The sequence below is a fragment of the Nocardioides terrigena genome, from assembly GCF_003047265.1.
GTDB classification, from domain to species: Bacteria; Actinomycetota; Actinomycetes; order Propionibacteriales; family Nocardioidaceae; genus Nocardioides; species Nocardioides terrigena.
Genome location: NZ_PZYY01000006.1, coordinates 377,349 through 401,930, shown reverse-complemented (window position 1 = coordinate 401,930; position 24,582 = coordinate 377,349). Strand labels below are relative to the sequence as shown.

At 70.5% G+C, this 24,582-nt stretch carries 36 protein-coding genes; 23 read left to right on the top strand and 13 right to left on the bottom strand.

Going from position 1 to position 24,582, the window contains the following annotated elements; genetic code table 11:
* Positions 1-43 precede the first annotated feature (43 nt).
* From DAE25_RS23215 to DAE25_RS23210, 5 genes are all read left to right on the top strand, one after another.
* Complete coding sequence (locus DAE25_RS23215) at positions 44-208, top strand: hypothetical protein (RefSeq protein ID WP_159083761.1); 165 nt, start codon at positions 44-46, stop codon at positions 206-208.
* Positions 205-921, top strand: a complete 717-nt coding sequence (locus DAE25_RS15640; protein ID WP_107767045.1) for a hypothetical protein — start codon at positions 205-207, stop codon at positions 919-921. Before DAE25_RS23215 ends, DAE25_RS15640 begins: the two co-directional genes overlap by 4 nt.
* Before the next feature lie 31 nt (positions 922-952).
* Positions 953-1,402, top strand: a complete 450-nt coding sequence (locus DAE25_RS15635; RefSeq protein WP_107767044.1) for a hypothetical protein — start codon at positions 953-955, stop codon at positions 1,400-1,402.
* A 119-nt stretch (positions 1,403-1,521) separates the two neighbouring features.
* Entirely contained in the window at positions 1,522-1,749 is a 228-nt protein-coding gene (locus tag DAE25_RS15630; protein ID WP_107767043.1) for a hypothetical protein, read from the top strand.
* 10 nt (positions 1,750-1,759) lie between these two features.
* Positions 1,760-1,936: a hypothetical protein gene (locus tag DAE25_RS23210; RefSeq protein WP_159083760.1), complete on the top strand. Its 177-nt coding sequence runs from the start codon at positions 1,760-1,762 to the stop codon at positions 1,934-1,936.
* A 31-nt stretch (positions 1,937-1,967) separates the two neighbouring features.
* Here DAE25_RS23210 and DAE25_RS15625 read toward each other — a convergent pair whose 3' ends face one another.
* Entirely contained in the window at positions 1,968-2,822 is an 855-nt protein-coding gene (locus DAE25_RS15625; RefSeq protein ID WP_159083759.1) for a hypothetical protein, read from the bottom strand.
* A 231-nt stretch (positions 2,823-3,053) separates the two neighbouring features.
* Here DAE25_RS15625 and DAE25_RS15620 point away from each other — a divergent pair, with 231 nt between their 5' ends.
* The 10 genes from DAE25_RS15620 to DAE25_RS15575 all read left to right on the top strand — a co-directional run bounded on the left by DAE25_RS15620 (position 3,054) and on the right by DAE25_RS15575 (position 10,309).
* Positions 3,054-3,419 (top strand): hypothetical protein, encoded by a 366-nt coding sequence (locus tag DAE25_RS15620; protein ID WP_107767041.1) that lies wholly within the window; start codon positions 3,054-3,056, stop codon positions 3,417-3,419.
* Positions 3,409-4,932 (top strand): hypothetical protein, encoded by a 1,524-nt coding sequence (locus DAE25_RS15615; protein WP_107767040.1) that lies wholly within the window; start codon positions 3,409-3,411, stop codon positions 4,930-4,932. Before DAE25_RS15620 ends, DAE25_RS15615 begins: the two co-directional genes overlap by 11 nt.
* Positions 4,933-5,104: 172 nt before the next feature.
* Positions 5,105-5,854, top strand: a complete 750-nt coding sequence (locus DAE25_RS15610; RefSeq protein ID WP_107767039.1) for a hypothetical protein — start codon at positions 5,105-5,107, stop codon at positions 5,852-5,854.
* Positions 5,855-6,010: 156 nt separating this feature from the next.
* Positions 6,011-6,553, top strand: a complete 543-nt coding sequence (locus DAE25_RS15605) for a hypothetical protein (RefSeq protein WP_159083758.1) — start codon at positions 6,011-6,013, stop codon at positions 6,551-6,553.
* A 171-nt stretch (positions 6,554-6,724) separates the two neighbouring features.
* Positions 6,725-7,357 (top strand): hypothetical protein, encoded by a 633-nt coding sequence (locus DAE25_RS15600; RefSeq protein WP_107767037.1) that lies wholly within the window; start codon positions 6,725-6,727, stop codon positions 7,355-7,357.
* The gene (locus DAE25_RS15595) at positions 7,357-8,178 is read left to right on the top strand and encodes a hypothetical protein (RefSeq protein ID WP_107767036.1); all 822 of its coding nucleotides are present in this window, start codon (positions 7,357-7,359) and stop codon (positions 8,176-8,178) included. Before DAE25_RS15600 ends, DAE25_RS15595 begins: the two co-directional genes overlap by 1 nt.
* A gap of 79 nt (positions 8,179-8,257) precedes the next feature.
* Entirely contained in the window at positions 8,258-8,512 is a 255-nt protein-coding gene (locus DAE25_RS15590) for a hypothetical protein (RefSeq protein WP_107767035.1), read from the top strand.
* A complete protein-coding gene (locus DAE25_RS15585; protein ID WP_107767034.1) occupies positions 8,512-8,829 on the top strand; it encodes a hypothetical protein in 318 nt (105 codons plus the stop codon). The genes DAE25_RS15590 and DAE25_RS15585 overlap by 1 nt, the downstream gene beginning before the upstream one ends.
* On the top strand, positions 8,826-9,620 hold the full coding sequence (locus tag DAE25_RS15580) for a DUF3883 domain-containing protein (RefSeq protein ID WP_107767033.1): 795 nt from the start codon (positions 8,826-8,828) through the stop codon (positions 9,618-9,620). Before DAE25_RS15585 ends, DAE25_RS15580 begins: the two co-directional genes overlap by 4 nt.
* A 5-nt stretch (positions 9,621-9,625) precedes the next feature.
* On the top strand, positions 9,626-10,309 hold the full coding sequence (locus DAE25_RS15575; RefSeq protein WP_148615142.1) for a hypothetical protein: 684 nt from the start codon (positions 9,626-9,628) through the stop codon (positions 10,307-10,309).
* Here the strand turns inward: DAE25_RS15575 and DAE25_RS15570 are convergent.
* The 6 genes from DAE25_RS15570 to DAE25_RS15545 form a co-directional block, all read right to left on the bottom strand.
* On the bottom strand, positions 10,282-11,520 hold the full coding sequence (locus DAE25_RS15570; RefSeq protein WP_159083757.1) for a competence protein CoiA family protein: 1,239 nt from the start codon (positions 11,518-11,520) through the stop codon (positions 10,282-10,284). The two genes, DAE25_RS15575 and DAE25_RS15570, sit on opposite strands and share 28 nt — an antisense overlap.
* Positions 11,521-11,560: 40 nt before the next feature.
* Positions 11,561-12,349, bottom strand: coding sequence for a GIY-YIG nuclease family protein (locus tag DAE25_RS15565; RefSeq protein WP_199907617.1), 789 nt, complete (start codon positions 12,347-12,349; stop codon positions 11,561-11,563).
* Positions 12,350-12,366: 17 nt separating this feature from the next.
* On the bottom strand, positions 12,367-13,008 hold the full coding sequence (locus DAE25_RS15560; RefSeq protein ID WP_234411081.1) for a hypothetical protein: 642 nt from the start codon (positions 13,006-13,008) through the stop codon (positions 12,367-12,369).
* Between the two features lie 62 nt (positions 13,009-13,070).
* A complete protein-coding gene (locus DAE25_RS15555) occupies positions 13,071-13,856 on the bottom strand; it encodes a hypothetical protein (protein WP_107767029.1) in 786 nt (261 codons plus the stop codon).
* 73 nt (positions 13,857-13,929) lie between these two features.
* Positions 13,930-14,184, bottom strand: a complete 255-nt coding sequence (locus tag DAE25_RS15550; protein ID WP_107767028.1) for a hypothetical protein — start codon at positions 14,182-14,184, stop codon at positions 13,930-13,932.
* Positions 14,185-14,420: 236 nt separating this feature from the next.
* The gene (locus tag DAE25_RS15545; RefSeq protein WP_159083756.1) at positions 14,421-15,377 is read right to left on the bottom strand and encodes an ATP-dependent DNA ligase; all 957 of its coding nucleotides are present in this window, start codon (positions 15,375-15,377) and stop codon (positions 14,421-14,423) included.
* Positions 15,378-15,490: 113 nt separating this feature from the next.
* Between DAE25_RS15545 and DAE25_RS15540 the strand changes: the two genes are divergently transcribed.
* Positions 15,491-15,742, top strand: a complete 252-nt coding sequence (locus DAE25_RS15540) for a hypothetical protein (protein WP_234411080.1) — start codon at positions 15,491-15,493, stop codon at positions 15,740-15,742.
* A 509-nt stretch (positions 15,743-16,251) separates the two neighbouring features.
* On the opposite strand, the gene dprA is transcribed toward DAE25_RS15540, so the two are convergent.
* The 6 genes from dprA to DAE25_RS15515 all read right to left on the bottom strand — a co-directional run bounded on the left by dprA (position 16,252) and on the right by DAE25_RS15515 (position 20,095).
* On the bottom strand, positions 16,252-17,301 hold the full coding sequence (dprA, locus tag DAE25_RS15535) for a DNA-processing protein DprA (RefSeq protein WP_107767025.1): 1,050 nt from the start codon (positions 17,299-17,301) through the stop codon (positions 16,252-16,254).
* Complete coding sequence (locus DAE25_RS23585; protein WP_199907616.1) at positions 17,298-17,462, bottom strand: hypothetical protein; 165 nt, start codon at positions 17,460-17,462, stop codon at positions 17,298-17,300. Before DAE25_RS23585 ends, dprA begins: the two co-directional genes overlap by 4 nt.
* A gap of 15 nt (positions 17,463-17,477) precedes the next feature.
* Positions 17,478-18,506, bottom strand: a complete 1,029-nt coding sequence (locus tag DAE25_RS15530; protein ID WP_107767024.1) for a DUF4192 domain-containing protein — start codon at positions 18,504-18,506, stop codon at positions 17,478-17,480.
* Between the two features lie 16 nt (positions 18,507-18,522).
* The gene (locus tag DAE25_RS15525) at positions 18,523-18,912 is read right to left on the bottom strand and encodes a single-stranded DNA-binding protein (protein WP_107767023.1); all 390 of its coding nucleotides are present in this window, start codon (positions 18,910-18,912) and stop codon (positions 18,523-18,525) included.
* 125 nt (positions 18,913-19,037) lie between these two features.
* Positions 19,038-19,454, bottom strand: coding sequence for a hypothetical protein (locus DAE25_RS15520; RefSeq protein ID WP_107767022.1), 417 nt, complete (start codon positions 19,452-19,454; stop codon positions 19,038-19,040).
* Between the two features lie 185 nt (positions 19,455-19,639).
* Entirely contained in the window at positions 19,640-20,095 is a 456-nt protein-coding gene (locus DAE25_RS15515) for a hypothetical protein (protein ID WP_107767021.1), read from the bottom strand.
* 309 nt (positions 20,096-20,404) lie between these two features.
* Here DAE25_RS15515 and DAE25_RS15510 point away from each other — a divergent pair, with 309 nt between their 5' ends.
* The 7 genes from DAE25_RS15510 (at position 20,405) to DAE25_RS15480 (ending at position 24,559) form a co-directional block, all read left to right on the top strand.
* Positions 20,405-21,955 carry a ParB/RepB/Spo0J family partition protein gene (locus DAE25_RS15510; protein WP_107767020.1) on the top strand — a complete coding sequence of 517 codons (1,551 nt, stop codon included), beginning with the start codon at positions 20,405-20,407 and terminating at the stop codon, positions 21,953-21,955.
* Positions 21,956-22,070: 115 nt separating this feature from the next.
* Positions 22,071-23,075: a DUF932 domain-containing protein gene (locus tag DAE25_RS15505; protein WP_107767019.1), complete on the top strand. Its 1,005-nt coding sequence runs from the start codon at positions 22,071-22,073 to the stop codon at positions 23,073-23,075.
* A 76-nt stretch (positions 23,076-23,151) separates the two neighbouring features.
* Complete coding sequence (locus DAE25_RS15500) at positions 23,152-23,448, top strand: hypothetical protein (protein WP_107767018.1); 297 nt, start codon at positions 23,152-23,154, stop codon at positions 23,446-23,448.
* Positions 23,445-23,678 (top strand): hypothetical protein, encoded by a 234-nt coding sequence (locus tag DAE25_RS15495; protein WP_107767017.1) that lies wholly within the window; start codon positions 23,445-23,447, stop codon positions 23,676-23,678. Before DAE25_RS15500 ends, DAE25_RS15495 begins: the two co-directional genes overlap by 4 nt.
* Positions 23,675-23,923, top strand: coding sequence for a hypothetical protein (locus tag DAE25_RS15490; protein WP_107767016.1), 249 nt, complete (start codon positions 23,675-23,677; stop codon positions 23,921-23,923). Before DAE25_RS15495 ends, DAE25_RS15490 begins: the two co-directional genes overlap by 4 nt.
* Before the next feature lie 46 nt (positions 23,924-23,969).
* Entirely contained in the window at positions 23,970-24,212 is a 243-nt protein-coding gene (locus DAE25_RS15485; RefSeq protein WP_107767015.1) for a hypothetical protein, read from the top strand.
* Positions 24,209-24,559, top strand: a complete 351-nt coding sequence (locus tag DAE25_RS15480; protein WP_107767014.1) for a hypothetical protein — start codon at positions 24,209-24,211, stop codon at positions 24,557-24,559. The genes DAE25_RS15485 and DAE25_RS15480 overlap by 4 nt, the downstream gene beginning before the upstream one ends.
* Positions 24,560-24,582: the final 23 nt, after the last annotated feature.

Here is a 24,582-nt window from a genome sequence, read left to right as displayed (position 1 = left end):
TTTGGTGACTGAGAGATGACCCCGGTCCACCAAGGAGCTGCCCGTGAGCACGCCCACCGATTCCCCGTCCGTCACGGCCAACCGTGACCCGGTTCAGGAGGCCCGCGCCTACCTCGAGCTGGCCGTGGCTGCGCTCGATCGACTCCGCGAGGTACTGCCGCCTCCCACCGCTCCCCGGCCCGAAACCGGAGACGGTGAGTCGGCATGACCACCGACACCACGCTGAACGCCGCCGACGCTGTGTTCGAGGCCGAGCAGGCCGTGAGCAGAGCGTGCTGGGTCGTGGAGGAGCTCCAGGAGACGATCGCCTCCGCACTCCGCGTGCTCGACGACGCCGAGCTTGACTCGGCCAAGGCCAAGCTGTCCGAGCGCGGCTCGTTCTACCTCGAGGCCGCCGGCGAGCACCTGGGCCGGCTGCGCACGCGGTGCAACGACATGCCGGACCTCACCCACGACCTGTTCGCGCACCTCCACCGCGCATCGCAGTCGGTCACCGACGCCCGCACCCTCCTCGACCTGGCCGACACCTCCGATCCCGTCATCGCCAGCGAGATCGCGCAGCTCAAGCCGCGCATCGCGGTCGTCGGCGAGATGGTCGCTCTCGCAAAGCCGGTCGCCCAGCTGGCTGCCCAGCACGTCGAGACCGCGCACCAGGCCAGCCGGGACGTCACTGCCTTGGGCCTGCTGGAGCCGGTCAGCCTGGAGCGAAGCATCGCGACCGCCGGCAAGGAGCTCGGCCGCGCCGACGAGGACGTGCGCCTGCTCGGCAACATCGTCGACCACGCCGCGGCCAGCGCCCGTGAGTCGGCCGGGATCGCCAGCGAGATCACCGACAGCGCCCGCCGACGGATGTCCGAGCGGAGCCGGGACCCGATCCCGAGCGCATCGTCGCTCCCGACGCCCCGGTCCCCGAGTCGGTAGAGGGAGCCATGGACCTCGACCAAGGCAGGTCATGGACGGGCAGCTGACGATGGCCGCGAAGACGCTGGCCCGGTGGTGCTACGCCCGTGGCCTCGACGAACGACTCCTCGGCCGTGGTGAGCAGCTGCTCAAAGCGGTCGTCGACCAGGCGCTCGGTCAACCGGCGCCGGCGCACCTCGAGCGTTTGCTGTGGCGACAGACCGCCACGCTGCTGCGTCAGCGACGCGACTGGGACCGTGACCACCAAGTGAGCCCACCGACGCCCGCGGCGTGCCTGCCCTGCGTCGTGGCGGTCGACCAGTGCCCCACCCACGCCGGCCGGCGATGTCGTGCCTGCGGTGGCCAGCTGCACCGCGTCGTCGTCGACGAGGGCTTCGACACCCATCCGTGCTGCGACCGCCCCGGTGAGCATGTATCCCTGGCGGTCGTCGAGCACACCGCCCAGCTGCTGGGAGCCACGCTGCTGGCACAGCCGACCTGACCTGCCCGGGGCGCCAACCGGATCAGCCGAAGTGATCGCTCCCACAGCTGGTCCGCACTTAGGAGACCAAGGAGGACTGGCGCAGCCGGTGCCGGTCCACGGGATCCATGGGAGTTCAGATGAGTGACGCCGCTCGCGAGGAAGCCGCGCTCGAGGAAGAGGCCCGTCAGCACGCCGAGGAGATCAGGGCCACCGAGGAGGCCGCCCAGGCCGCGGCTGCCGACACCGGCCCCTCCCCCGACGCCGAGATCGCGCAGGTCCACCGGTCCGGTCGACAGCACGACCACACCGACACGGCCGCCTACCTGCGGCCCCAGCTCGGCCGCCGCCGCGGCCCGCGCCGCTAGGAGGTTCGCGATGGCTACCGCGCTCGCATCATCGGATGCCCGCCGCATCATCGGCCGTACCACGGTCCGCTGGGTCGACTGCTCTCACAAGCTGGGGTCGCTGCCCTGCATGAACCACAAGCCGCACGAGGGCAACGGCCGCGGCTGCGTGCACCACTCCACGTCCGGCTTCCAGGACGACGAGTAGCCCGCGGACCTGCAACGCCCAAAGAGTGTCCTCAGCCGTGCACCAGGTGCAGCCGCGGCCGCTGAGGCTGCTCGACGGCCGTCTCCAGGCGCTGCAGCCGCTCGAGCGTCATCGGCTGCCCATGACGCCGGAGCAGACCAGCCAGCACGGAGCCCAGGCCGAGGGAGACCACCAGCTGGTCGGCAGCGGCCTCCGACCAGGCCTCGATCCGCCAGACGGCCGCTGGCACCAGGTAGGTCAGGGCGATCACCGCACCGCCGAGGACCCCCGGAGCGGCCCGGCCCTCAGCGACCGACTGCACGATGCAGATCACCCCGACGACACCCCGCAGCGTCCACGCCAGCCGCATGAACGGAAGCCAAGCGAAGGCCCGGGCCACGCCACGGAACATCCCGACCACCAGCCGCCACGGCGTCGTCGCCGCCAGCACAGCGAGCTCCAGCCGCGGCCGGATCGCTCGCCACCGGCCGACAGCATGAGCCATCGCGGCGGCCGCCTCCGCAGTGGTCACTCCCCCGCGGTACATGGCCTCCACCAGCCCGGGAGTGACCACGACCGCGCGATCCGCGATCGCCACAGCCACCGGGGTGCTCGGACCCTGACGTCGGCGCACGAACAGGGCACCGACGTCGATGCCGCGGCCGCCCAGCTCGGCGAGCACCGGCGCCATCACCTGGAGCTCAGCTGCGGTCGCGAGACGGGACAGGGTCAGCGTCGCGATCGCCGGCACCTCGAACTGGCCGAGCGCCAGCGCAACGAGCAGGCCGACGGCGGCCAGGAACGCCACCAGGCCGAGCGCCGGCGGGAGCAGGGCGCACACCACCACGGTGAGGACAAAGCTCACCAGCAGCGCCGGCGCCAGCGTCACCACCCTCAGCACGGTCATCGGGAACCTCATCATCACGACCCTCTCCATCTGTCAGCACTAGTGCGAATCTCTTGACTTTGCCCGCGGTGATCGTCCGGCGATCGCCGTACGACATAGGCGAACGAGACCAGTTTGTTCCCAGCCGCCGACACGACCCCGAGTTATCCACAGCCCGCCGCTCAGCGGAGCGAGGACCGACCCGGACGTGGGTTCATGGGCCAGACCGACCTCCGACCGAAAGGAACACCCGTGGACACCCTCAACGCTGACGGCACTTGGGACCGCCTCGGCTCGATCGCCCTCCTGCTGCACCAGGCCGCCACCCAGGTGTGGAGCGACGCCGACCGGTCCGCCGCCGACTCGCCGCTGCACGACCTCGGTCTCGGCGTCTATCTCGCGCACTCCCAGGCCAGCGCCCTGCTGCCCGACGACTACGAGCTGCCCAACGTCGACGAGGACGCGGAGCTCGAGGAGCGCACGCCGCTGCAGCTGCTCACCGACGCTGAGGAGCTGACCCGTCCCCTGCCGCTGCACCGGCCCGACCTGGTGCACGGTTCCCAGCTGGTCGTCGACCTGTGCGACCTCATCCGGGAAGCCCGCGACCTTGGCTACTGACCTGCGGCCGGCGTACGCCGACATCGACGAGGAGCTCTACGACGTCGACCAGATCCCGATGACCTCGCGTGACGTGCGCAGCGTCGGCGAGATGCTCTTCGACGTCGACTACCTGGCGCGCCAGCTGCTGATGGACGTCGACGGAGACGCGGCCGGCACGCTGCTGCGCAGCTGGCCGACGATGGTCGCGGCCGCCGAGGACCTGTGGGCATCCCTGCCCGGTCGACGACCTGGCGTCGACGAGCGCGACCGGCCCATCACCAGCCTCTCCGCCCAGGCCGCCACCATCGAGGCCAGCCTCTCCGGCCGCACGGCGTGGCCAGGGCAAGGCCCGACCAGCCCCCGCATCGACCAGATGACCCAGACATTCCTCAACGCCGCCTCGCTGGTCCGCCGCTACGGCGCCGAGATCCGCCACGAGCAGCCGGACGCTCACCGCGACCTCGAGGCAGCACGCACCCGGATCATGCACGGGCTCTACCTCACGGCCCACGCCGTGAACGTCGCGCTCCACGAGCACGGCCGCGACCGCGTCAACGACGCCCGCAGCGCCGGCCGACGGATCCACCTGGCACAGCGCCACTCCCCCTACGCGATCGCCCCCACCGGTGTCTGGATCGACCGGATCTCCGCCTGCGAGAACACCGCCCGCAGCTACCTGACCGACCGGTTCGCCCAAGCCCTCGCCGGCGAAGCGATGCGCCCCGCCGAAGACCCCGGCCGGCTGGCGCAAGCACTGGCCAACTGGGACATCCAGACCCACCGCGCGCTGGCCCGCGACCTCGAACCTTCCAACATCCTGCTGATCTCCCGCACCCAGGGGCTGATCGCCGGCGCGAGCATGGTCCTCGTCGACGCGGCCGCGACCGCCGGCGTGCTCGAGCGTTGCGATCGCCTGGTCCCGGCCATCGCCGACGCAGGGCGGTCCTGGAGCAACCTGGCCAGCCGCTGGGGTGACCTCGCTCCCCCAGGAGCCCGCCTCGAGGAGCCGCTGGCCCGCGCGGCCGCGGAGGTCCGCGCCGCGTACCGCCAGGTCACCCACGACAAGACCACCCTGGCCAGCCCCGAGGTCATCGCCCGCCGCCCAGGGCTGCCCCAAGCCGTGCGCGCGACGCTGCGTGCGATCGAGGCCGGGTCTGAGCTCGCGGTGGTCGTCGCCGAGAAGGCCGCCGCACCCGACCTCATCGGGCCGGCCCGAGCCCTGTCGCGCCGGGCGCACAACGATGTTGAGGCCGGCATGGCCACCCCGCCGGCCGAGGGCGACGTCGTCTGGGTCTCCCCCACCGACATCTTCGCCAAGCGCCTCGTGCCACTCCCCCCGCCTGTCGCGGAAACCCTGCGCGCGGCCAGCGACGCCACGATCGACGCCACCAGCTCGGCCTCAGCGGTGGCCACACTGCATCAGCGCGAGGCCATGGCGGCAACTCATGACGGGGACCCTGGGTTGCGGGGCAAGACCGTGCCCGAGGCCGGACGCCCACCAATCGCGACGTCCACCGGGCCGCGGCGGTGACCCGCACAACGCCTGTCAAATGCGGCCGGAGAGAACACTGCCACCCAGCATGCAGAGGGCCACATTGGCGTCAGAAGCTGCAGATGAAGGAAAAGCAACCCGCCAGGCCGAGACCACCAACCTCATCTTGAACACAGGAGCCGGCCGCACCGCAGCAACTACTCTCAGGAACATGGGGCGAATCAAGGGGCACTACGAGTGGGATGACGACGACCTCACCCCAGGCCATAAGAAGGAAGGTGGCCTCCACCAGAACCTCTTCGACGGCGATGGCAACCTCAAAGGAAGCGCCCGCTTCATCCCTGACGACGAAACCGAGTCCGACGAGCTCGTCATCACAGAGACCGTCTACGTTCCGATCGAACAGCGTCGGAAGTCTCGCGAGCAGGAGGAACTCGAGGAGGCAATCGCCGCCATCGTCTCCCACCTGATCGATCGGGGAATAGCGCGAGCGAAGCCCATCCTCGCGCAGTGGTACCGGGAGACAGCCCGGCCGGCCTTCGACGCCCAACGAGCCAAGATCGTTGCGCGGCGCGCACGCGGAAAGGCGCGCAAGACCGGCGTGGTCGAGGTAGCCAACGTTGAGCCAGGGCAGGAAGTCATCGAGGCGCCGGCCGAGGACCGACCGGACATGTCGCGAGCCGAGGCGCAGGCTCGCTACTTAGCTGCCCTCGCAGCCCGTGCCTACAGCGATGAGCAGATGAGACTGGTGGCGAGCGCCAACATCGGCGACAGAGAAGGCGACGGCATTGCCGAGCTCGAGCAGTCGCTGGCGGAACTCCCGCCAGCTCAAGTAAGAAGCTTGCTCGAGGCCATGGCGACCGATCCGACCATGCTCCGCGAGGACACACTGGCGGAGTTGGCAAGCATCCTCGGGCGACGAGACCCGTCGCCCGCCGAGAACGTCCGACGGCTTCATTGAAGGCAGCGCGCAGAACCTCCGGAATCGGTCTCTCGTGTCGGGCGCCTGTGCTTCCCTTGCAGCACCGCCAAAACGGGCGGGCCTGAACAGAGAAGGACCGGCAGGATGGGCTACGCCTATCGCTTGCAACCCGCCCACCGACGGAAGCTTCGTCGGATGCGGGAGCTCGTGGACGCTGCGGACGGATCACTCACGCCTGATGAACTTGCCGCCGCGGAGGAGTACCTCTCCCTCCATGCTTCCTGCGAGGCGTATCTGCAGGCCCAGATGACCCAGACGGCTCCGCCAGAGCGACCTCGCTGCGCACAGGGCTACGGCAAGCGGGGCAAGGTCACCGCACCCGTCCAGACGAAGGTTTGCCCGGTCTGCAAGAAGCAGAAGTCGGTGCTCTCCTTCGACGACGAGCTGGGCAAGTGCATCAAGTGCAAGTACAAGAAGACCAGCAGAGGCACCGTCAAGGGGAAGAGCGGCGGCGAGACGAAGAAGCCCGCGCCCACTCGAACCCGGAAGTGCCCAGTGTGCTTGCAGAGCGTGACCGTCACGCTGAAGGCGGGCGACTGGACAGTGGAAGCCCACACCAAGCAGACGCGCGCGGGCGTGACCGAGTGCAGCGGCGGCGGGCAGGTCACCTACCACGAACGGCGGGACGCCATGGATCGCCTCGTTCCCGGCAGCTTCGAGGGAGGCAAGAGGCGGTAGTCGTCCCAGGCCTCTCGGACGGCGCACACCGGTCCCCATCGCCGCTCCTCGCCGACGGGAGGGATCGGTTCAAATCCATTCGTTGCGTTAGTCAACGCACAGGTAGGATGGGCCTACCGATGCCCAGGGACCACCGAGGTTCAGGGCCGGCCCCTACCGAAGGGACAGCACATGCCGCTGCCGACGTTCGCTCCGCCCGCGACACCCACGCATAAGTCCGACACCCTCACCCGCACCCAGGCCGCCGCCCGGCTCGAGCTCAACCCTGCCGGCGTCGACAAGCTCGTCCGGGCTGGGATCCTGAGCACGCCGATCACAGCCACGGAGGTCGAGCACCTGACCGGCCGTGACCGGCTCCTGGTGACGTCGGGCGCCCTCACCGTGCTGCGCACCGATGCACGGGAAGAGGCCGACCGCACGAAGTACCCCGCCGACCCCCGCCGGTGGATGGGCTTCCACGTCGAGCACAGTGACGACGAGCTCGAGGCCGCCAGCCTCCGGTGGTGGCGCTCCGACCCCGCCAAGGTCGTCGACAACGAGCTGTTCGTCGTGACCGTGGCGACCTTCCCGGTCGCGGCCTACCGGATCCTCGAGCGAGCCGACAGCGTCACCAGGGCCGACGAGGACGTCCCGCGGCACCACTACGCAGGGCAGCTCCTCGCACGCGTTCACCCCGGTATGTCGGTGACCTACCCCCAGAACACCCCGGGCCACCTGCGCCGGATGGCCAAGCAGATTATGGAAAGCCGCATCGTCGTCTCCAGCGGCGGTCCGATCGGCTACCTCGAGCCGAAGGCGACTTAGTGAGCACCACGACAGCCCACAAGGCAACACCGGACCCTGGCTCAGGTCAGTGCCTGCTGTGCGGAGCGCTCGCCGGTCCGACCCTCGAGCACATCATCCCGCAGACCCTGTGGAAGCGGTTCGGCATCGACCCCAACCGCGAGGACCTCGCTCAGTTCTGGACGACCCTCTGCGATGCGCACAACCAGGCGACGAGCGCCCTGCACATGCGGCCCGACATGATGAGTCTGATCGAGACGGGCGCGCCCGTGACCCGCAAGACGCTGGACCACCTCGGCGACTGGGCGGTCTGGGTCACGCTGCTCTTCGCCCTCGAGCGCGGTTCCGGGGTGCTGGGCGCCGAGGCCAGCAGGGAGTTGCTCCTGCGACGCTTCAGCACAGGCCACGGCGGCACGCCCAAGGGCGTTCGGGTATACGCCGCGCGGGTGGCCGACTACGTCGGGCCCGCTGATCCGCCCAGGGTCCCCTACGCCCTCGCGCTCCACGGGGACTCCCGGGTCTACCTCGACGCCCTCCGTCGACCGAGCGGTTTCAGCATCCAGACCGGGCCGATCAACGCCTCCGAGTCCATCGGCATCGGCAAGGTCGTGCTGCTGGTCGTCGGCCGCACCTACCCGTCGGGACCGGATCACGACGACCGCCTGGACCGGGCCGCAGCTCAGGTCGGGTTGGAGCGCATCCGCCCGCTCGGCGCCGCACTCCCGGCACTGAACCCGGCCCGGATCAGCATGACCGACGTGAGCAAGGTCTTCACCGTGATCCCGTTCGGCGCCGACATGTCCTTGATGCCTGAGCGGATCCGGGCCCTGCCTTCTCTGTAGCGCCGCCCAAGAACCATGGCCCGGGCTGCCTCGTTCTGTTCTCGCCCGGCCAAGGGGCCCGGCGTGCCACGATTCACCCGTGGGACTCTTCAAGCGCAGCGAGGCCGTCCGGGCCAAGAAGATCGGGGCTCATGCCCGATACGTCGACGAGGACGTCCAGCGCATCGACCTCAAGGTCACCAGCATCGACGGGGAGACGGCGACGATCGACCTGAGCCTCGACCAGACCCGTCAGCTGGTGATCGACCTGACCAACGCCTACGGGGCCTGCCGGCCGGCGCTCCTCGACCAGCAGCAGGTCGACCGGATCACCTCGTTCTTCGGGATGCGCTGATGGTCCGCTACGAGTACGACGAGGAAGCCAGCGCGGCCGAGCACATGGACGTGGTGTACGAGGTGGACGATAGCCAGGCACCGGTCTCGAGGTGGGTGGACGCCATGCGTCGCCTCAACACGATCAACGACCCGCTCGCCCGCAAGCTCATCGCATTACACCGCGACTGCGGATCCGGCTCAGGAGTCTGCGACGACATCGACGACGATCCCGACCCGATGGATCGCCGCGCCGGCTGGGGCTGCGAGACGACCGAGATCATCGCCTCGCACTTCGACATCGAGTACCCGCGAGGAACGGCGAGCGATCCCCCGTGAGCTCGCACGACTCCAACGCCCGGCTCGTCGACCTCATCCGTGCCGGCCTGAGCCGCGCCGACCAACTCGGCCGCGCCCGGGTCCCGCTCAAGCACTACCCGGCCGAGGAGCAGGAAGAGCTCCTCACACTCCTCCACGCCTACCTGTGGGACACCGCGGCGCCCTACGACGACGGCTGGCACCGCTCCCCCGGCAACATCATGACCCTGTGGGCCGAACTGCTCGAGATCGGCACCGAGACCCGCCACCGGCTGATCCCGCTCCGCACGGACCTGGTCAAGGTCCTCACCCAGCGCGGCCTGGGCTACCGGACGCACCCACGGTCGGTTCCCGTCCTGGTGCGGGAGTACAGCGGCCCCATCGAAACACCGGTCCACCCCGGCGACCCGCGCGAGACCTCGAGCACGATCGCCGTCGGAGCTTGGGGAGCCGGTTTCGGCGACGCCGCTACGAATCGCAAGGTCGAGCTGGCCGCTGAGGCCGCGGTCCAGCATCACTACGAAGCAGCAGGATGGGACGTGACCCGCGTCGCCCACCTCAAGTGTGGATGGGACCTGACCGCAATCCGCAACGACGGCCAGGAGCGTCACATCGAGGTCAAGGGCGTCTCGAGCTCCATGCCCTCGGTCCTCCTGACGCGCAACGAGCTGCGCACCGCCGAGACCCACACTGCGTGGCTCCTGGCAGTGGTGACCAACGCGCTCACCGACCCAACGCTGGCCGAGTACGACCGCAAGACCGTAGCCGCGGCCGCGGATCCGACCGTCTACCGCGTCAACCTCGCCCCGTGACGCCGATGGAAACGCGAGTCGTTGCCGTCGACGTCGGCTCGGTTCGGAACAACTTCGCCTGGGCCGCTCTTGACCTTCCCGGCCGACGACCGGTCGGCGAGGGTGGCAGCCATCCCGAGGGCGCAGCCCTCGCCGTGCTCGAGGCACTCGCCGGCGGCGTGCCCGTGGCGCTCGGGTTCGAGGCTCCCCTGATGGTTCCGGTCAGTCCGATCGGGCCCGTCGACGGATGGAGGACCCTGGGGCAGGCGCGCCAGGGCGAGACCGTCGACGGTCGCTCCAGGCCCTGGTCGGCCGGCGCCGGCAGCGGCGCCCTGGCCACGGGGCTGGTGCAGATGGCCTGGGTGCTCGAGCGGGTGGGCTCCGGGGTCCCCGGGCTGCGGTGCACCACCCGGCCCGACCCGTGGCTGGCCGGCGACGCAGAACTGTTCGTGTGGGAGGCATTCGTCTCCGGCGCCGGAAAGCCCGTACCGGCGGGGATCACCCAGCACGCAGCTGACGCGGCCGCGGCCGCCGACACCTTCGCCGACCGCCTCGAGGACGGCTCCCTGAGTGCCTCCGACGTCGTCTGCACTCCAGCTTCGTCGTTCAACCTGGCAGCCGCGGCCGCGGCGTACGCCGGTCTGGCGATCGCCAGCAACGAGCTCCGCGACCAGGTTCAGGTCTACCGCACCCGCCCGGCCCTCCTGTAGGTCACCCCGGGCGGCCGCGGCTGTTCCAGAATCTCCACCTCGAACAGCACGATCCGTTGCTTGGATCCGCACGCCCGCGCGAGGGCGCGCCGCTCAGCATCGGTGGCGACGAACAGCGTCAGGCCGCGGAGCCGCTCGAGGACCTCGGCCGAGATCCTGCTGACGACCGGGCTGATCACCCCCTGCGGCATGTCGTGGACGAACAGCGGCACGCCCATCGCCCACTCCGGGGCCGCGTCTCGCACGCCGACGTAGCCTCGCGCCTCTCGGCGAACGAGCTCGACCGCCGGCGGCGTGAGTGCCTGCTGGCGGGCGAGCTTGGCCGCGATCGCCGCCAGGTGGCGCTCACGCTCCGCGTCCGCGAGTTCGTCGTACTCACGCCGGCGCTCCCCTGCATCCAGTTGGGCGCGTTCGGCGTTGACGTGCGGCCGAGTGGTCCACACGATCGGCGCTGGGAGGGGAAGGAATGTCACGGATCTGCCCGGGACGACCTGGTGCGTTCTGACCGTGCCGGCCAGGACGCCGGCGACTAAGACTCCGAGGCCCACGGCGGGCACGACCGGCCCCCACCAGCCGTGGCCAGGGCACGGGCCAGGAGCGCCGCCGTCGTTCTCACAGCGCCGACTCGGGCACCACCGCTCACGGAACACGCTGGTCCCGTCGACGACCTCGGCATCGGTGGCTGCGGCCTGCGATGGCTCGGTGGGCTGGGAGATCTGAATCGCGGGTACTGCTCCGATCCACGGCCGGTCATGATCGGTGACCCAGCACACCGGCACCCCGGAGGCCTCCATCCTCGTGGTGCGCTCGCGCAGCTCGTCAACGGTGATCTGTGCCAGCTGTGCCTCCCATGCCATCCGCCTCGTGCCGTCGGGGCTGGTGGCAAGCACGTCGGCCCGCCAGCCCTCGCCGGCGACCTCGAGTTCGGCGTACCAGCCAGCGTCGCGGATCGCCGAGGCCAGCTGCAGCTTGAGCAGCCGGTGGGCCATGGTCTCGCCGACCAGCGAGCACGTCGACGCGGCCCGGTCGTGGGCGAAGAACCTCAGCCCCTTTGGCGAGAGCTTGGCGTGGAGCCCATGCCCGCACTCGCGACACGTCAGGGGCGCGCGTGGTCGCGCTCGGTGGATCGCCTCCCAGGGCGTACCTTCGCCGAGCGGGTCAACGGTTGCGTCGAGCACGCCTGCCGCGGCGTGCTGCGCCGTCAGTGGCACGAGGGAACTCTGCCGCACAGGACTGACAGAAGTGGGCGGATCAGTTGCGGTTGAGGCCGTGCCGGCGTGAGTCGAGGGCGTACTTGTAGTGGCTTTCGGCGGCGTCGATCTCGCGGGTGGGGGTTGCCGGGTCGAAGACCCGCAGCACCGACAGGCGGAAGCTGGCCGGGTCCAGGTTGCGGAGCTCCACGTTGCCACCGTGGCCGTTGGTCGCGTAGGCGGCCCAGCGCTGGAGGATGTTCTCGGCGCCGTCGGCCTTGCCGACGTAGTGGCGGCCGTCGCGGGTGTCGGTGATGAGGTAGACCCCGATCACTGATGAGAGGGCGGTGCGCCATGCGGCGTAGCGGTGCTCTCGGATGACGGCCTGCAGCTGGGGGTAGTCCAGCGTGAGGGCGTCGAAGCCGGGGAACCTCACGGGCTCGGCGTCGGCGATCTCCATCACCGGATACGCGGCCGCGGTGGTCGCGTTGATCCTCCAGGTTCGCGGGGAGCGCCACTGGATCACCAACCGGTTCCGCAGGTCGCTCATCAGTTCCGACGGCTCGAGGTGGAAGGTGCGAAGCAGCCCGTCGTGCGCGGTCTCGCCGTGATTCACCAGGACCGACCACAGCCGTGCGCGGTCCCCACCCTCAGGCCGGAACACGATCCAGACGCGGGGAGGCGCGGCCGGGAAGGTGCGGGTGTTGGCCGACTGGACGCTCGTATAAGCCAAGATCTCGGCGTCGGAGGAGTCGCCGTGGATGCCCACTGTGCCGTCTTCGTGCTCACGCCCGTAGGCGTGCCGGATGACCAGCGCCTCGGCCGGGTCGAGGCCAGCGCTGGTGATCACTGAGCCGAACGTGAGCGTCATCGAGGGCCTTCCGTTCTAGGTGCGGCGGCCGGCGCCGCGGCGATGCTGACCAGGATGTCGTGGCCGAGCGAGGGATCGACGGTGACGTGGAGGCCGAGATCGGTGATCCGGCCGTCTTGCGGATGCCAGTCGCGGTCTGCACGAGTGCGGCCCAAGAGCGGGTCGAGGGCGTCGATCGTGGGCTTCCAGAGCGTGAGCCAGTTGCGCTGCGGGCCGACGACGAACGCCAGCTGCAGATGCACGGCGCCGGTCGGGATCGTGGCAGCGTCGACCACCGCGGACCGGACCTGCTCCTTGAAGGCCGTGGTCGCGGCCGACGCGGTCGTGCGCACGGTGTAGGTGGCGCTGGGTGCCGCACTCTCGGCCGCGGGGGCGACGAGTACCCGTGAGGTGTCCGCGTGCCGCTTGCTGCACCACACCGTCACCAGGTCCTCGTTGCGGGGCCGGGTGGCCAGTGGGAAGGCATAGTTGTCCAGGTCGGCCATGTCGATGAGGTCGCGCCCGGCTGGCAGCCCAATGTCGAGTCGGAGCGCCCAGGGGCCGAGGACCATGGCGGGCGCCAGGAGCTCGGCGGTGTCCTCGAGGTATTCGCGCAACCGGACCTGGTCGGGGTCGGTCGCCTTGTTCCAGCTGGCCAACCGCGGCGCCTTTCGGAGGGTGAGGTCCTCGCCTTCCGGCCGCAAGTACCACCGGGCGACGGTCACGGCCGGTGCACCGCGCCGGTCTGGTCGACCCACCACACGTCGATCTGCGCCGCGGCCAGTGATCCGGCCGTCTCGGCGTGCAGGTCGCGGTAGCGCGGGAAGTCGGGCAGCGCGATGACGCTGCCCCAGGTCGGCTCCTTGCCACGCAGGCGCATCGCCGCGAGCACCGCCTGGGAGTACCAGTGGCCGGCCTGCGTGCTCGGGCTGGTGCGCTTGAGCTCGCCTGCCCGGGCCGGGTCGGCGTAGCCGCGGCTGGGGAACCCCTTGACCTCAACTCCGACGGTCTGGCCGTTCCGGGCGGCGATCACGTCGATGCCGTGCTCCTTGGTCGCGGTGTTGGCCACCGACAGGATGCGCCACCCCTCGGCTGCGAGCGCGGTCACCAGGGATGCCTGGACGTTGGCCTCGGTATGCCACTCCCCCGCCAGCTCCGCTGGCTTCCCCTCGACGGGATCCTGCGCGGGTGCCGGAGCAGCTAACGGCGTGGCCGCGCCGCGGACCGCCGGCGGCTCGGTGCGCGGCTCGACATCGCCGGCGACCTCATACCCCAGGGCCGCCAGGTGTCGGCGGGCGGTGTTGGACATGAACTCCGATCGCGGGATGCCGGTGGCGAGCTCGAATGCCTGGATGACCGGGAACCAGGTGCCCTTCACCTTCACGGCGTGCTGGCGGATGGCGTCGGGCGCGACGTCGGCGAGGCGGCTCTCGACGTCCTGGCGGGCCAGCTCGTAGCGGTGGCCGTTCAGGGTGAACCGGATCGACGTGCGGCCCTGAGTCTCCATGGCCAGAAAGTACGGCAACCGGCCGACACGAGGAGACCGGTGTGCCGCACTTCTCTCCACCTTGGGCGCTACCTCACGGGCGGTAGCGCCCCTCGATGATCCGGATCGGGTCGCCCATGCCGGCGTCGGTGTCGATCAGCTCGCGGTCGCGGCACCACTCCGCGACCGTGAGGACCGAGCCGAGCGGCCAGACCAGGCGCTCGGCGAAGACCTCGACCGGCACCTCGTCATCGACGGTCGGGCACAGCTCGTCGTAGACCGCCATGAACCGCGCGACCGTGGTCGACGGCATCGGGGTGACCCCGGCCGGCATCTTCATCTTGTCCATCTCAGTGCTCCTTTCGTGAGCACTCCGATGAGCGCTCACCATATGTATCGGCATTTCGGCGCCCCAAACCCCGATCGCGCCTTTGGGAGTACTTCGACTGCCCGGCGACCGGGATGCCTGCCCGTGTGGCGGGTCCGCGGTCGGCCGCGTTTCTACCCTTGGCTCGAGCGCATACGGGAGCAGCTGCGGCCGGACTGGCGGATTCCTCTCTCTGCGTCGACCGCGAGGGTCGATCCTCAGCTGGAGAGGTCCAGGCGCAGCCGGCAGTAACGGGTCAGATGCCGCCACCGACCGTGCTCAAACGCGGTGTCCGCCTCAACCTCGACGATCACCGTGGGGGTCACCCGGGTGATCGCAACCGGCTCGCGGCTGAAACGCCCCAGCTGACGGGTGCTGAGTTCAGCCGGCCACGGGTGGTCATCGGTGCCGACGAGGACCGCTGCGAGCTCGGCCGACTCCCTAGAGCTGAGCGGATGGGTCGCGCCGGCCACCCTCAGTGTGCCAGCGGCATCTCGGAGGCCAAGGATCAGCCGAACTGGTTGGTCGACGCGACCGATGACCGCGCCGACCGTGGCCTCGCGGGTGTTGCGGATCCGGAACTTCACCCACCCCCGCTGACCAGGCAGGTAGCGCTGCCCGGCTCCCTTGGCGACCAGGCCCTCCACACCGACTTCGGCCGCGGCGTACTCCGTCAGCCAGCGCTGCGCCTCCGCCGGGTCCGCGGTCTGCGGCGTCAGCTGCATCGGCGGCTGCCACGATCCCGCCAACTGCTCGAGCACTGCCCTGCGATCGCGCAGCGGCTTGGTACGCAGGTCGACGTCGCCTGCAGCCAAGACGTCGAAAGCCAGGAAGGAGGCAGGTGGGAGGTCCGCCCGCGGCCCGCGGCGGCCGCGGTATGCCAGCCGCGGGGCCAGTGCCCCGAAGTCGAGTCGGCCGTCCCGCCACACGACGAGTTCACCGTCGATCACCGTGCCCGGCTCCAGCTGCTCGAGGGCGGCTTGGACGATCTCGGGGAACCCTGCCGCTAGGTCGGCGCCCTTGCGTGACCACACCCGGCACCCGGCGCTCGTGCGCTCGAGGATGGCCCGGTAGCCATCCCACTTCGGTTCGTAGACAGTGCCGCCCAGCAGGCCGCCGACCGCTGGCAGCGTGGCTGCCGGCTTGGCCAGCATCGGCTCCCAGGTGGTCGGCACCCATTCAGCGTACGAAACCAACGCCGCCCATCACTTCGAACATGTGTTCTACGCTATGGGCCATGGCGGGCGGCGGCTACGGGCGCGGGGCGGGCATCCCCTTGAAGGACCGCGTGCGCGTCGACCGAGGCGTCCACCAGGAGCCAGCGCCGACGGCGAGCGCAGCCGGGCCCGAGCACCCGGGGCGGCACTGCTGGGTCAGCGTTCCCGTCGACGCGTCACAACCACGCCCAGGCCTGCTCCTGGAGTGGCGGCGCGCCGACCACCTCTGGGAAGGCCGAGTCGTCTACGTCGCGCAATTGAGGCCCGGGCGCTGGGCCACGGTCGAGGAGTGGATCCCGGCCGAGCTGCTCACCACCGAGTGAGCGGCGCCGTGTCTGCCAACCCGCCGAAGAACGACGCATGGCGGCCGTACGGCGACGTGCGGTTCGTGCTGATCCGGAATCCAGGCCGGCTCAAGCCGTCCCGGGGGCTGGTCCTGGGTTGGTAGCGTGAGGGCCGGCGATGGGAGGCCCTGGTGGTGTGGCATGACGACGCGGCACTCAAACCGGTCGTCAAGATGGACTGGTTGCGGAGGGAGGACCTGATTCCGGTGCCGGTCGATCCGAACTGGACCGGCCCTGGCAGCTAGGGCTCAGCTGGCCCAGTTGAGCAGGTCGGGCGCAGCATCCAGCACGCGCTCGACACTCACGGTCCACATCCAGTCAACGCGGACGGCCGCCGCGGCCGGGGGCTCAGCGGTCAGGGTGATCATCGGTGTTCTCCTTGTTCGTTTGCGTTCCTGGCGGCGACCTCGAGCACGCCTTCGTACTGTCAGCAGCGTAGGTGGCGTTTGGACGGAACCAGGGTTATCCACAGATTGCTGCAGATCGCCTCAGCGACGGGGGGCGGCGACCGGGGCCACTGAGCCGGGGACGCCGCTCCGCATGGAGCTCACGGGGCCGGGAATGAACGACTCGTCGAGCTCCCCGGAGGCACCATCGGCGGAGGTGGCCGCAGCGTTGGCGTGGGTGGTGAGGTCGGTGATGACGTCCTGGGCGCTTGTCACCATGCTGGCCTGACCGAGCCGCACGAGCTGGTTGACGCCGGTAGACGCCGCGCTGCTGACGGGGCCGGGGACGCCCATGACAGGTCGGTGCAGGTTGGTGGTCCAGTGGGCGGTGTTGAGTGCGCCGCTGCGCAGTGCGGCCTCGACGACGACCGTTCCCTCAGACAGGCCGGCGACGACCCTGTTCCGGGCCAGGAAGCGGGTTCGGGTGGGTCCGGCTCCCGGGGGTGCCTCGGAGACGACAAGGCCGCGTTCCGCGATCGCCTCGAGCAGCTGGGCGTGTGCGGCCGGATAGGGCCGGTCGACGCCGCCGGGCAGGACGGCGATGGTCGGGCCGCCGGCGATGAGGGCGCCGCGGTGCGCCGCCTGATCGACGCCGTAGGCGAGGCCGCTGATGACGGTGTGGCCCATGGTGGCGAGGTCGCGGCTCAGCTCGGTTGCCTGCTTGGCGCCGTAGCTGGTGGCGGCTCGCGATCCGACGACCGCGACGGAGTTGCCGGCGAGCTGACGCAGGTCGTGCGCTCCGCGGACCCACAGGCCGACGGGTTCCCCGCCGCGTTCGTGGAGGGCGCCGGCGTTGCGGAGTGCGCCGAACTGGGTGGGCCACTCGGCGTCGCCAGGGACGATGAAGCGGATGCCGCGGGCGGCGGCCTGCTCAAGCACCTGGGCGGGGTCGACGCGGCCGAGCTCCTGGGCGAGCGCGAAGCCCCAGTGGGATTCGACGTCGCCCGCGGCCTCGAGGTAGCCGAGGACCTTGCCGGCGCCGAGCTCGCTGACCAAGCCGGTGACGCGGAGGTCTCCGGGCTCGATGGACCTGCTGAGGGTGACGCGGCCGAGTCGGTCAACGTCGTCGACGTCGATGCGGGTGGTGCTCATGACTGGCCTCCCCACAGCAGGTCGAGGTCGGGTTCGTGGATGACGTCGAGGCGCTTATCGGGGGCATAGGCCGCGGGCTCGGGCACGACGAGGCGGCGCAGCTGGCGCTCGGTGGCGCTGGGCTGGGCGTCGTCGATCGGGTCGGTGTCGTCGTAGTTCATCGCGGTGTCCCCTTCTCAGCGGCCCGGGGCGGGCCGGTCGGCGGTTGACTGGGTGCGCGGCAGGTCCCGCTGCTGTTCGGGAGGCTTGGGCACGAAGGACTCGTCGAGCTCGCCGGCGAGGTCGCGCATCTGGGTCTGGTATCGCTCCCACTCGCGGGGGTGGATGCCGTTCTGCAGGGCCGAGGCGACAATGGCGGCCATGGAGTACGGCCGGTCCGCGGGCACCTGGTCGAGGGCGCACCAGGCCTTGGCGCCGTCGCCGTGCAGCCAGCTGGCGAAGCCGAGCATGGAGGCCGGCGCTGCGCGGACCTCGTCGGGGGCGCGGCGGGTCAGGTCGTTCCAGAGGGCCATGTGGGAGGTGTGGTTCTCCCGGCTCATGTCCTCCCACAGCGCGTCGCGGGTGCTGATCGTCTCCAGGGCCACCAGCATCCGTGCGCCGTCGACATCGGAGATCCGGTTGCCGTCGGTGTGGAACTGCTCGAGCCGGTCCAGTGCCCAGCCCCGCTCGACGGCGGGAGTGCTGCCCGCGGCCGCGGCCCGGGCCGCGCGGATCAGCTGGGCGATCGGCTCACGGTCCCCGACCATGGACGCGGCCAGAGAGGCCCGGCTGGCGGCCGGCTGGGCGGCGCCGGTCAGCACGGTCGCGGCCGCGATCCGCTCGGCGGTCGCCGGGGTCTGAAGTCCGGTCTGGCCGGTGTTGAACTCACGCCACCGCTCCCCGTCGGCCCACAGCCGGATGTGGGTGGTGATGCCCACGGTGTCGAGGCGGTTGGACAGATGCTGGCTGGCCAGCTCGGCGCTGCGGCGGTCCTCGGTGAAGCAGAGGATCGCCAGGCGCGCTCCGGGGCGGGCGTGGCGGCCGTAGGGGCCGCGGAGGGCGTCCCAGACCTCCTCGCGGTCGGCGGCCGTCTTCGGCAGGTCGACGCGGGTGATGGGGAGCCCGGGCCGGAAGGGTACGAGGACGATCGACTCCTCAGGCTTGAAGCCGAGGACGTGCGGCACTGCGGCGAGCAGCTCGTCCGGGGACTGTACGACGAGATCCATCGGAACCTCCGCGCGGTCAGCTGGCCTGGGCCGGGCGGGCGGCACGCTCGATGCGCGCGGAGACGTACTTGAGCGAGACGCCGACCTCGCCGAAGCGGTTGTCGACGACCACGACGTCCTTGGTGCGCTTCTCGCCGGTCTCCTTGTCCGGCCAGCTCTCCGTGCGCTCGAGGCCGTGGACGAAGATCGGGTCGCCGGATCCGCAGCTGTCGTGCACATGCGTGGCGGCCGAGCAGAAGATCTTGACGTTGTGGGCAGTGGGCTCGTCGTTGACCCACTCCCCCTCGTCGTTCTTTACGCACCGGTTGACCAGGACCCGGCAGCTGACGAAAGGCTTGTTCTCGCGGGTGTAGAGCAGCTCGGGAGCCTCGGCCAGGTTGCCGGCGAAGGTGATGGTGGTGGACATGACTTCCTCCTCGGTGACTGCGAGACGTTCGGATCGGTCCCGCAGTCACCTAGGTCCCATCGGGGGCCGGCAGCGATCACATCGGCCGAACTTGTTCGGATCCGCTCGTGCTCGCGTGGGACTGCTCAGCAGGGCACCAGGTAGTCGAAGCGGTACATGAAGACGACGACGCGGATGCCCTTGTAGGTGGTCCGCCTGACGCCGGAGAGGTGGTAGTCGCCGACCCGGCACTCCGAGCTGGCCAGGTGGTTGTTCAGCCGCCACTGCCGGTTCTTGAGGGAGCGGTAGGACTTCGTGAACCAGCCGCGCTTGACCAAGCAGCCGCGGAAGGTGTGCCGCATGCCGTCGTGGGCGTAGGAGGTGTCGAAGACGCTGTCGGAGGACCAGATGACCATCCGGCAGCCCATGTCCTCGACGGGCTCAGCCGCGGCCGCCGGCGAGGTGGCGGTCAGGCACAGTGCGGACGCCAGGACCGCGGCGAGGGTGGCCAGGACTGCTGGGTGGGTTGAGCCGCGTCGAGCGCGGCGGGGTGATCTGGACATGCGTTCCTCCTCGGTTCGGGCGGGACGCAGGCCGGCCCCGCAGTCACCTAGGTCCGCGAAGGGGTCCGGGGCGATCAACGAGGGCGCAAAGAAGCGCCCCGACCGGCTCTCGGGTACCGGATCGGGGCGCTGAGAAGCACGCTAGGCGTAGGCACCGACACAACCCGTGCCGGCGGCCAGCTGACCTACCGTGCCGGCCGGCGCCGCGGCGGCCGGTTGCTGAGCTTCTGCGGAGGCGGCGGCAGCTCGCGGCCCAGCCGCCGGCGGGCATCCTCGGCCGCAGCGATCACGGCTTCCTGGGCGAACGCGGAGCGGGCGAGCATCCGGCCGAGCTCCTGACGGTCGGCCACGAGCGCGTCTTCGACCGCCTCGATGGTCGCGGCCGGCAGGTCGTGCTTCTTGTTGAAGCTCTTGCGGGTCACGCTGACCAGGGCGGGATGCTTCTCGCCCGCGGCCGCGAGTTCGGCCCGCTGCTGTGGTGAGCGCCGGGTGTGCAGCTCGAGCGCCTGGGCGAGCCAGCCGACGAACGAGCCGGGCGAGTCGACATCGGTGTCCAGGTCGGCGATGTAGGCCGATCGCGCGAGGTCCCACACGCCGGGCTTCCAGTAGATCCCGACCGGGGTCGTGGTCTGGCTCGTCACCTGATCACTCCCCTGGTCTCACCCGCCGGCGTCGAGCCGCAGCGGCTAACACCAATGCCGCTGCATTCCCGGTCGGGGCCCTGCGCCGCCGTTCCCACCCTCGCTCGATTCCTTTCGTTCAGCCAGCTACGAGGTGCAGCTGCGCCGCGCCGCCGCATCAGAGTCCGCGCCCAGTGAGGCTGGGTTTTCCCCACCCTCACCGGGTGCCCACCTTTCCACAGGTCCGCCCTGTGCCCCGGTAGGCGTCGGCCCCCGCTAGGAGACTTGCTTCTGTCAGTTCTTTCTATTCTACTCACGGAGGACAGCCGCATGACCGACACCATCCAGACCACCGCCGACACCGCCGCCGAGGCCACCGACGCCGTCCAGGCCGAGGAGTTCCTGTACCTCGACCCCGCCGACATCATCATCGGCACCAACGTCCGGGCCGACCTGCGACCCGACCACAAGGAGTTCCGCAAGTCGATCAAGGAGCGCGGCGTTCTGGAGGCCGTCACGGTCTACCGCAACGAGGACGGCCAGTACGTCCTGCTGCGCGGCCAGCGCCGCACCGTGACCGCCGCCGAGGTCGGCACCCCCACCGGCCTGATCCCGGCCCGCGTCGTGCCCCAGCCCGCCGACGCCGACCGGATCGGCGACCAGATGGTCGAGAACATCCACCGCGCCGGGATGCGCGAGGCCGAGATCGTCGCGGGCGTGGAGCAGCTGGCCCTGCTCGGCGTGAGCGCCGCGCAGATCGCCAAGCGCACCAGCATCGACCGCCCCACCGTGAACGCCGCCCTGGCAGTCACCAAGGCCGACCAGACCCGCAACCGGCTCGACTCCGGAGACCTGACGTTGGAGGAGGCCGCGATCTTCGCCGAGTTCGAGCACGACCCCGAGGCCGTGCAGCGCCTGGAGAACACCAAGCGGTGGGGGCGCTCGCTCGCCCACGAGTCCCAGCGGCTGCGCGACGAGGCAGCCGAGCGAGAGGCCGACGACGCCGAGGTCGAGCGACTGCGCGCCGAGGGCCTGCCGGTGCTGAGCGCCGAGGAGGTCGCGGAGGCCGACGAGGTGCTGCGCATCCAGGGGCTGGTCACCGAGGACGGCGAGCCGCTGCCCGAGGAGGAGTGGCCCAACGTTCCCGGCGCTCGCGTCCAGGTCGTCAAGGAGTGGGTCTACCCCGAGGACGCGTACGACGAGGAGAGCGAGGACAGCACGGACGAGGAGGAGGACGACTACGAGCCCGCCGAGCCCTACCAGCAGTACATGCCGGTGTGGGTCGTCACCGACCTCGCCGCCTCCGGCCTGCGTCGTCGCGGCGGCGGGTCCGGCAGCACCACTACCGACAGCGGGGACGAGACCGAGAGCGAGGAGGAGGCCGAGGCCCGCCGTGATGAGCGCCGCCGCGTGATCGCCAACAATAAGGCCTGGGCGAGCGCCGAGACCGTGCGCCGGGAGTGGCTGACCGGGTTCGTGGCCCGCAAGACGGCCCCGAAGGGTGCCGAGGCGCTGATCTGCGAGGCCGTCGTCACCGGCCACCACTCACTGAGCAAGGCCATGGACCACCGGCACCCGATGCTCTTCACCCTGCTCGGGATCGACGTCCCGACCGGCTACGACGGCGCGGGCCACGACGAGTGCCACAAGATCGCGACCAAGGCGAGCACGCCGAAGGCCGCGACCATGACCACGCTCGCCGCCGTCGTCGCCGCGTGGGAGGCCACGACCGGCAAGCACTCCTGGCGCAACCCGACCTCGTGGGACGCCCGCGTGCTCGGCGCGCTCGTGGAGTGGGGGTACCAGCCCAGCGAGGTCGAGCGGATCCTGCTCGGCGAAGAGCCGCAGTCGAGCATCGAGGCCAGCGACAGCGCCGCCTGATCGGCTCCCCCTCCCCTACCTGAGGGCGGTTCTTCCTGTGGAGAACCGCCCTCAGTGGAATAGAAACCATAGAATGGTCTCAGTTCGTTTGATTCCGACACGGGAGGACCCCGACATGGCCCACGAGATCGAGACCCACGGCATGCAGGCAGCAGCCGTCTTCGCCCGCAAGGACGCATGGCACCGCCTGGGTACCACCGTCCGCGACCGCGCGTTCACCGCCGAGGAGGCCATGAGGCTCGGCCACCTGGGCGGCTGGGACGTCCGCAAGTTGCCGCTCACAACCGCCGAGGTCAGCGGGGGCGGCGTCACCGCGATCGAGGTCCCCGGCTTCGCCACGGTGCGCACAAACCCGTTCACCGGAGCACCCGAAGCGCTCGGTGTCGTCGGCGGCGGCTACACCCCGCTGCAGAACGAGGACCACGCCGAGTTCCTCAACCTGCTGGCCGACGAGTCGGGCGCGATCTTCGACACCGCCGGGTCGCTGCGCGGCGGTCGGCAGGTGTTCATCACCATGCAGCTGCCGGACTCGCTCACGGTCGGCGGCACCGACCGCGTCGACCTCAACATCGCCGCGCTCAACAGCCACGACGGGTCCAGCGCGTTCCGCATCCTCGTCACCCCGGTCCGTGTCGTGTGCGCGAACACCCAGAGCGCGGCCCTGCGCAACCACGAGTCGTCGTTCTCGATCCGGCACACCCGCAACGCCAAGGCCGCCGTGCAGGCCGCCCGCGACGCGCTCGGGCTGACGTTCACCTACGTCGACGCGTTCCAGGTTGAGGCCGAGCGGCTGATCCAGGAGACCATGACCGACGCCGCGTTCGACGCCCTGATCGACGCCACGTTCGGCAAGGCCGAGGCGAACGCCACCAAGCGAGTCCGCGAGACCGAGAGCCGCCGCCGCTCCCGGCTGCACTGGCTGTTCGCCGACGCCGACACCCAGACCGGCATCCGCGACACCGCGTGGGCCGGCTACCAGGCCGTGGCGGAGTACGTCGACCACTACGCCCCGGTCCGCACCAAGGGCGACGAGCACACCGCCCGCGCCACGCGGGTGCTCACCAGCGACGACCCCGACCGGATCAAGCGCCGCGCCTGGACCGCGCTCGCCCCGGCCTGATCGTCCCGCTAGTTCCTCCGGTGGCGGGCTGAGACCCCGAGTCCGGCCCGCCACCGGCCCAACCGAAGGAGGAGCCATGACCGACACGACCACCCACGCCAGCGCCGCACCGACGACGCCCGACAGCACGCCTGTGGAGTGGCACGCCGTGGACGCCGACGACCGCTGGCCGGGTCAATGGAGCGCGCACACCGCCAGCGTCCATGCGCACGGGCGCATCTACCTGATCCGGATCACGCCCGGTGACCACGCGACCTACCTCGCGCCGGGGTTCTACGCCGACATCGACGGCGGCTACGGGCAGCGCTGGGGGATGCGCACCGGCACGCTCGACGAGGCCAAGAGCCGCGCAGTCGAGGACGTTCTGCGATGAGCCAGCCGACCGTCGCCGACATCGAGGCCAGCGCCGCCAAGGACCGGCACACCCTCAGCGAGACGGCCTGCGACCTGGTCGTCATCGAGCACCGGCTGCGCGACGTACGCCGCTGGACCCCCGAGACCGCCCGCGCCCACCTGGACGCGGCCTTGTCCAGCGTCGCCACGGCGCTGGACGCCCTGCACGCCGAGCACACCCACCGCACCCCCGAACAGGAGCAGTCATGACGAACCACGACGCAGCTTCAACCACGACGGTGATCAGCGAGCGCGACCAGCGCCGCATCCGAGCCGCCATGTCCGCGATGCCCTACGCCGCCACCGAGCGGGTGCCCAAGCCGTGGGTCGCCATGGGCGATGCCGTCGACGCCGACGCCGTCGTGGCCTTCCTGGAGGGCCTCGCGAAATTCCTGGGCGAGGTCGCGGCCGAGAGCGACACCGGCGCCGCCTGTTCTCCCTCGAGGCCGACGTGAAGGCGTTCCGCCGCCTCATCGGCACCGCGCCCACCGAGGTGACCCCGTGAGCGCGCACATCGAGTGGCTAGCCGCTCGGGAGACCAGCGTCCAGGTCTTCACTCCCGGCGAGGACTGGGCGGGTGCCGGTGAGCATCGTCAGCCGGTCCTGACGCTGGCCGGTGACGACGTGGTGGCGATCCAGGGCACGCCCGCCGAGTTGCGGGCGCTGGCCGCCCGGATCACCGCCGTGGCGACCGCCGCATCCGGGCGGCTCGACCTCGCCGCCCGGGAGGACCAACCCGCATGAGCGACGACCCCGCCCTGCGTGCTCTGGAGGCACTCGCAACCCCCGGCCCCTGGACACCGGACGGTGACAAGATCCGCGCCACCGCCGCCGACGCCCTGCTGCCCGACACCATCGTGGTGGCCTACTACACCGGGCACGACCACCGGCTCGGCCTCAAGACCACCGGCCATGCCGCTGACGTCGAGTTCATCGCCGCCGCCCGTGACGCGCTCCCCGAACGCCTCGACCGACTCGACCGCGTCCGCGATCTTCACGCCAAGTGGCGCGAGCAGTCGCCGGTTGATGCTGACGGCTACCTCGACCTGTGGGAGACGCTCGGTCGACTCCTCGACGGCGAGCCCGACTGACCCGGCAGCCAGAAGGCCACCCG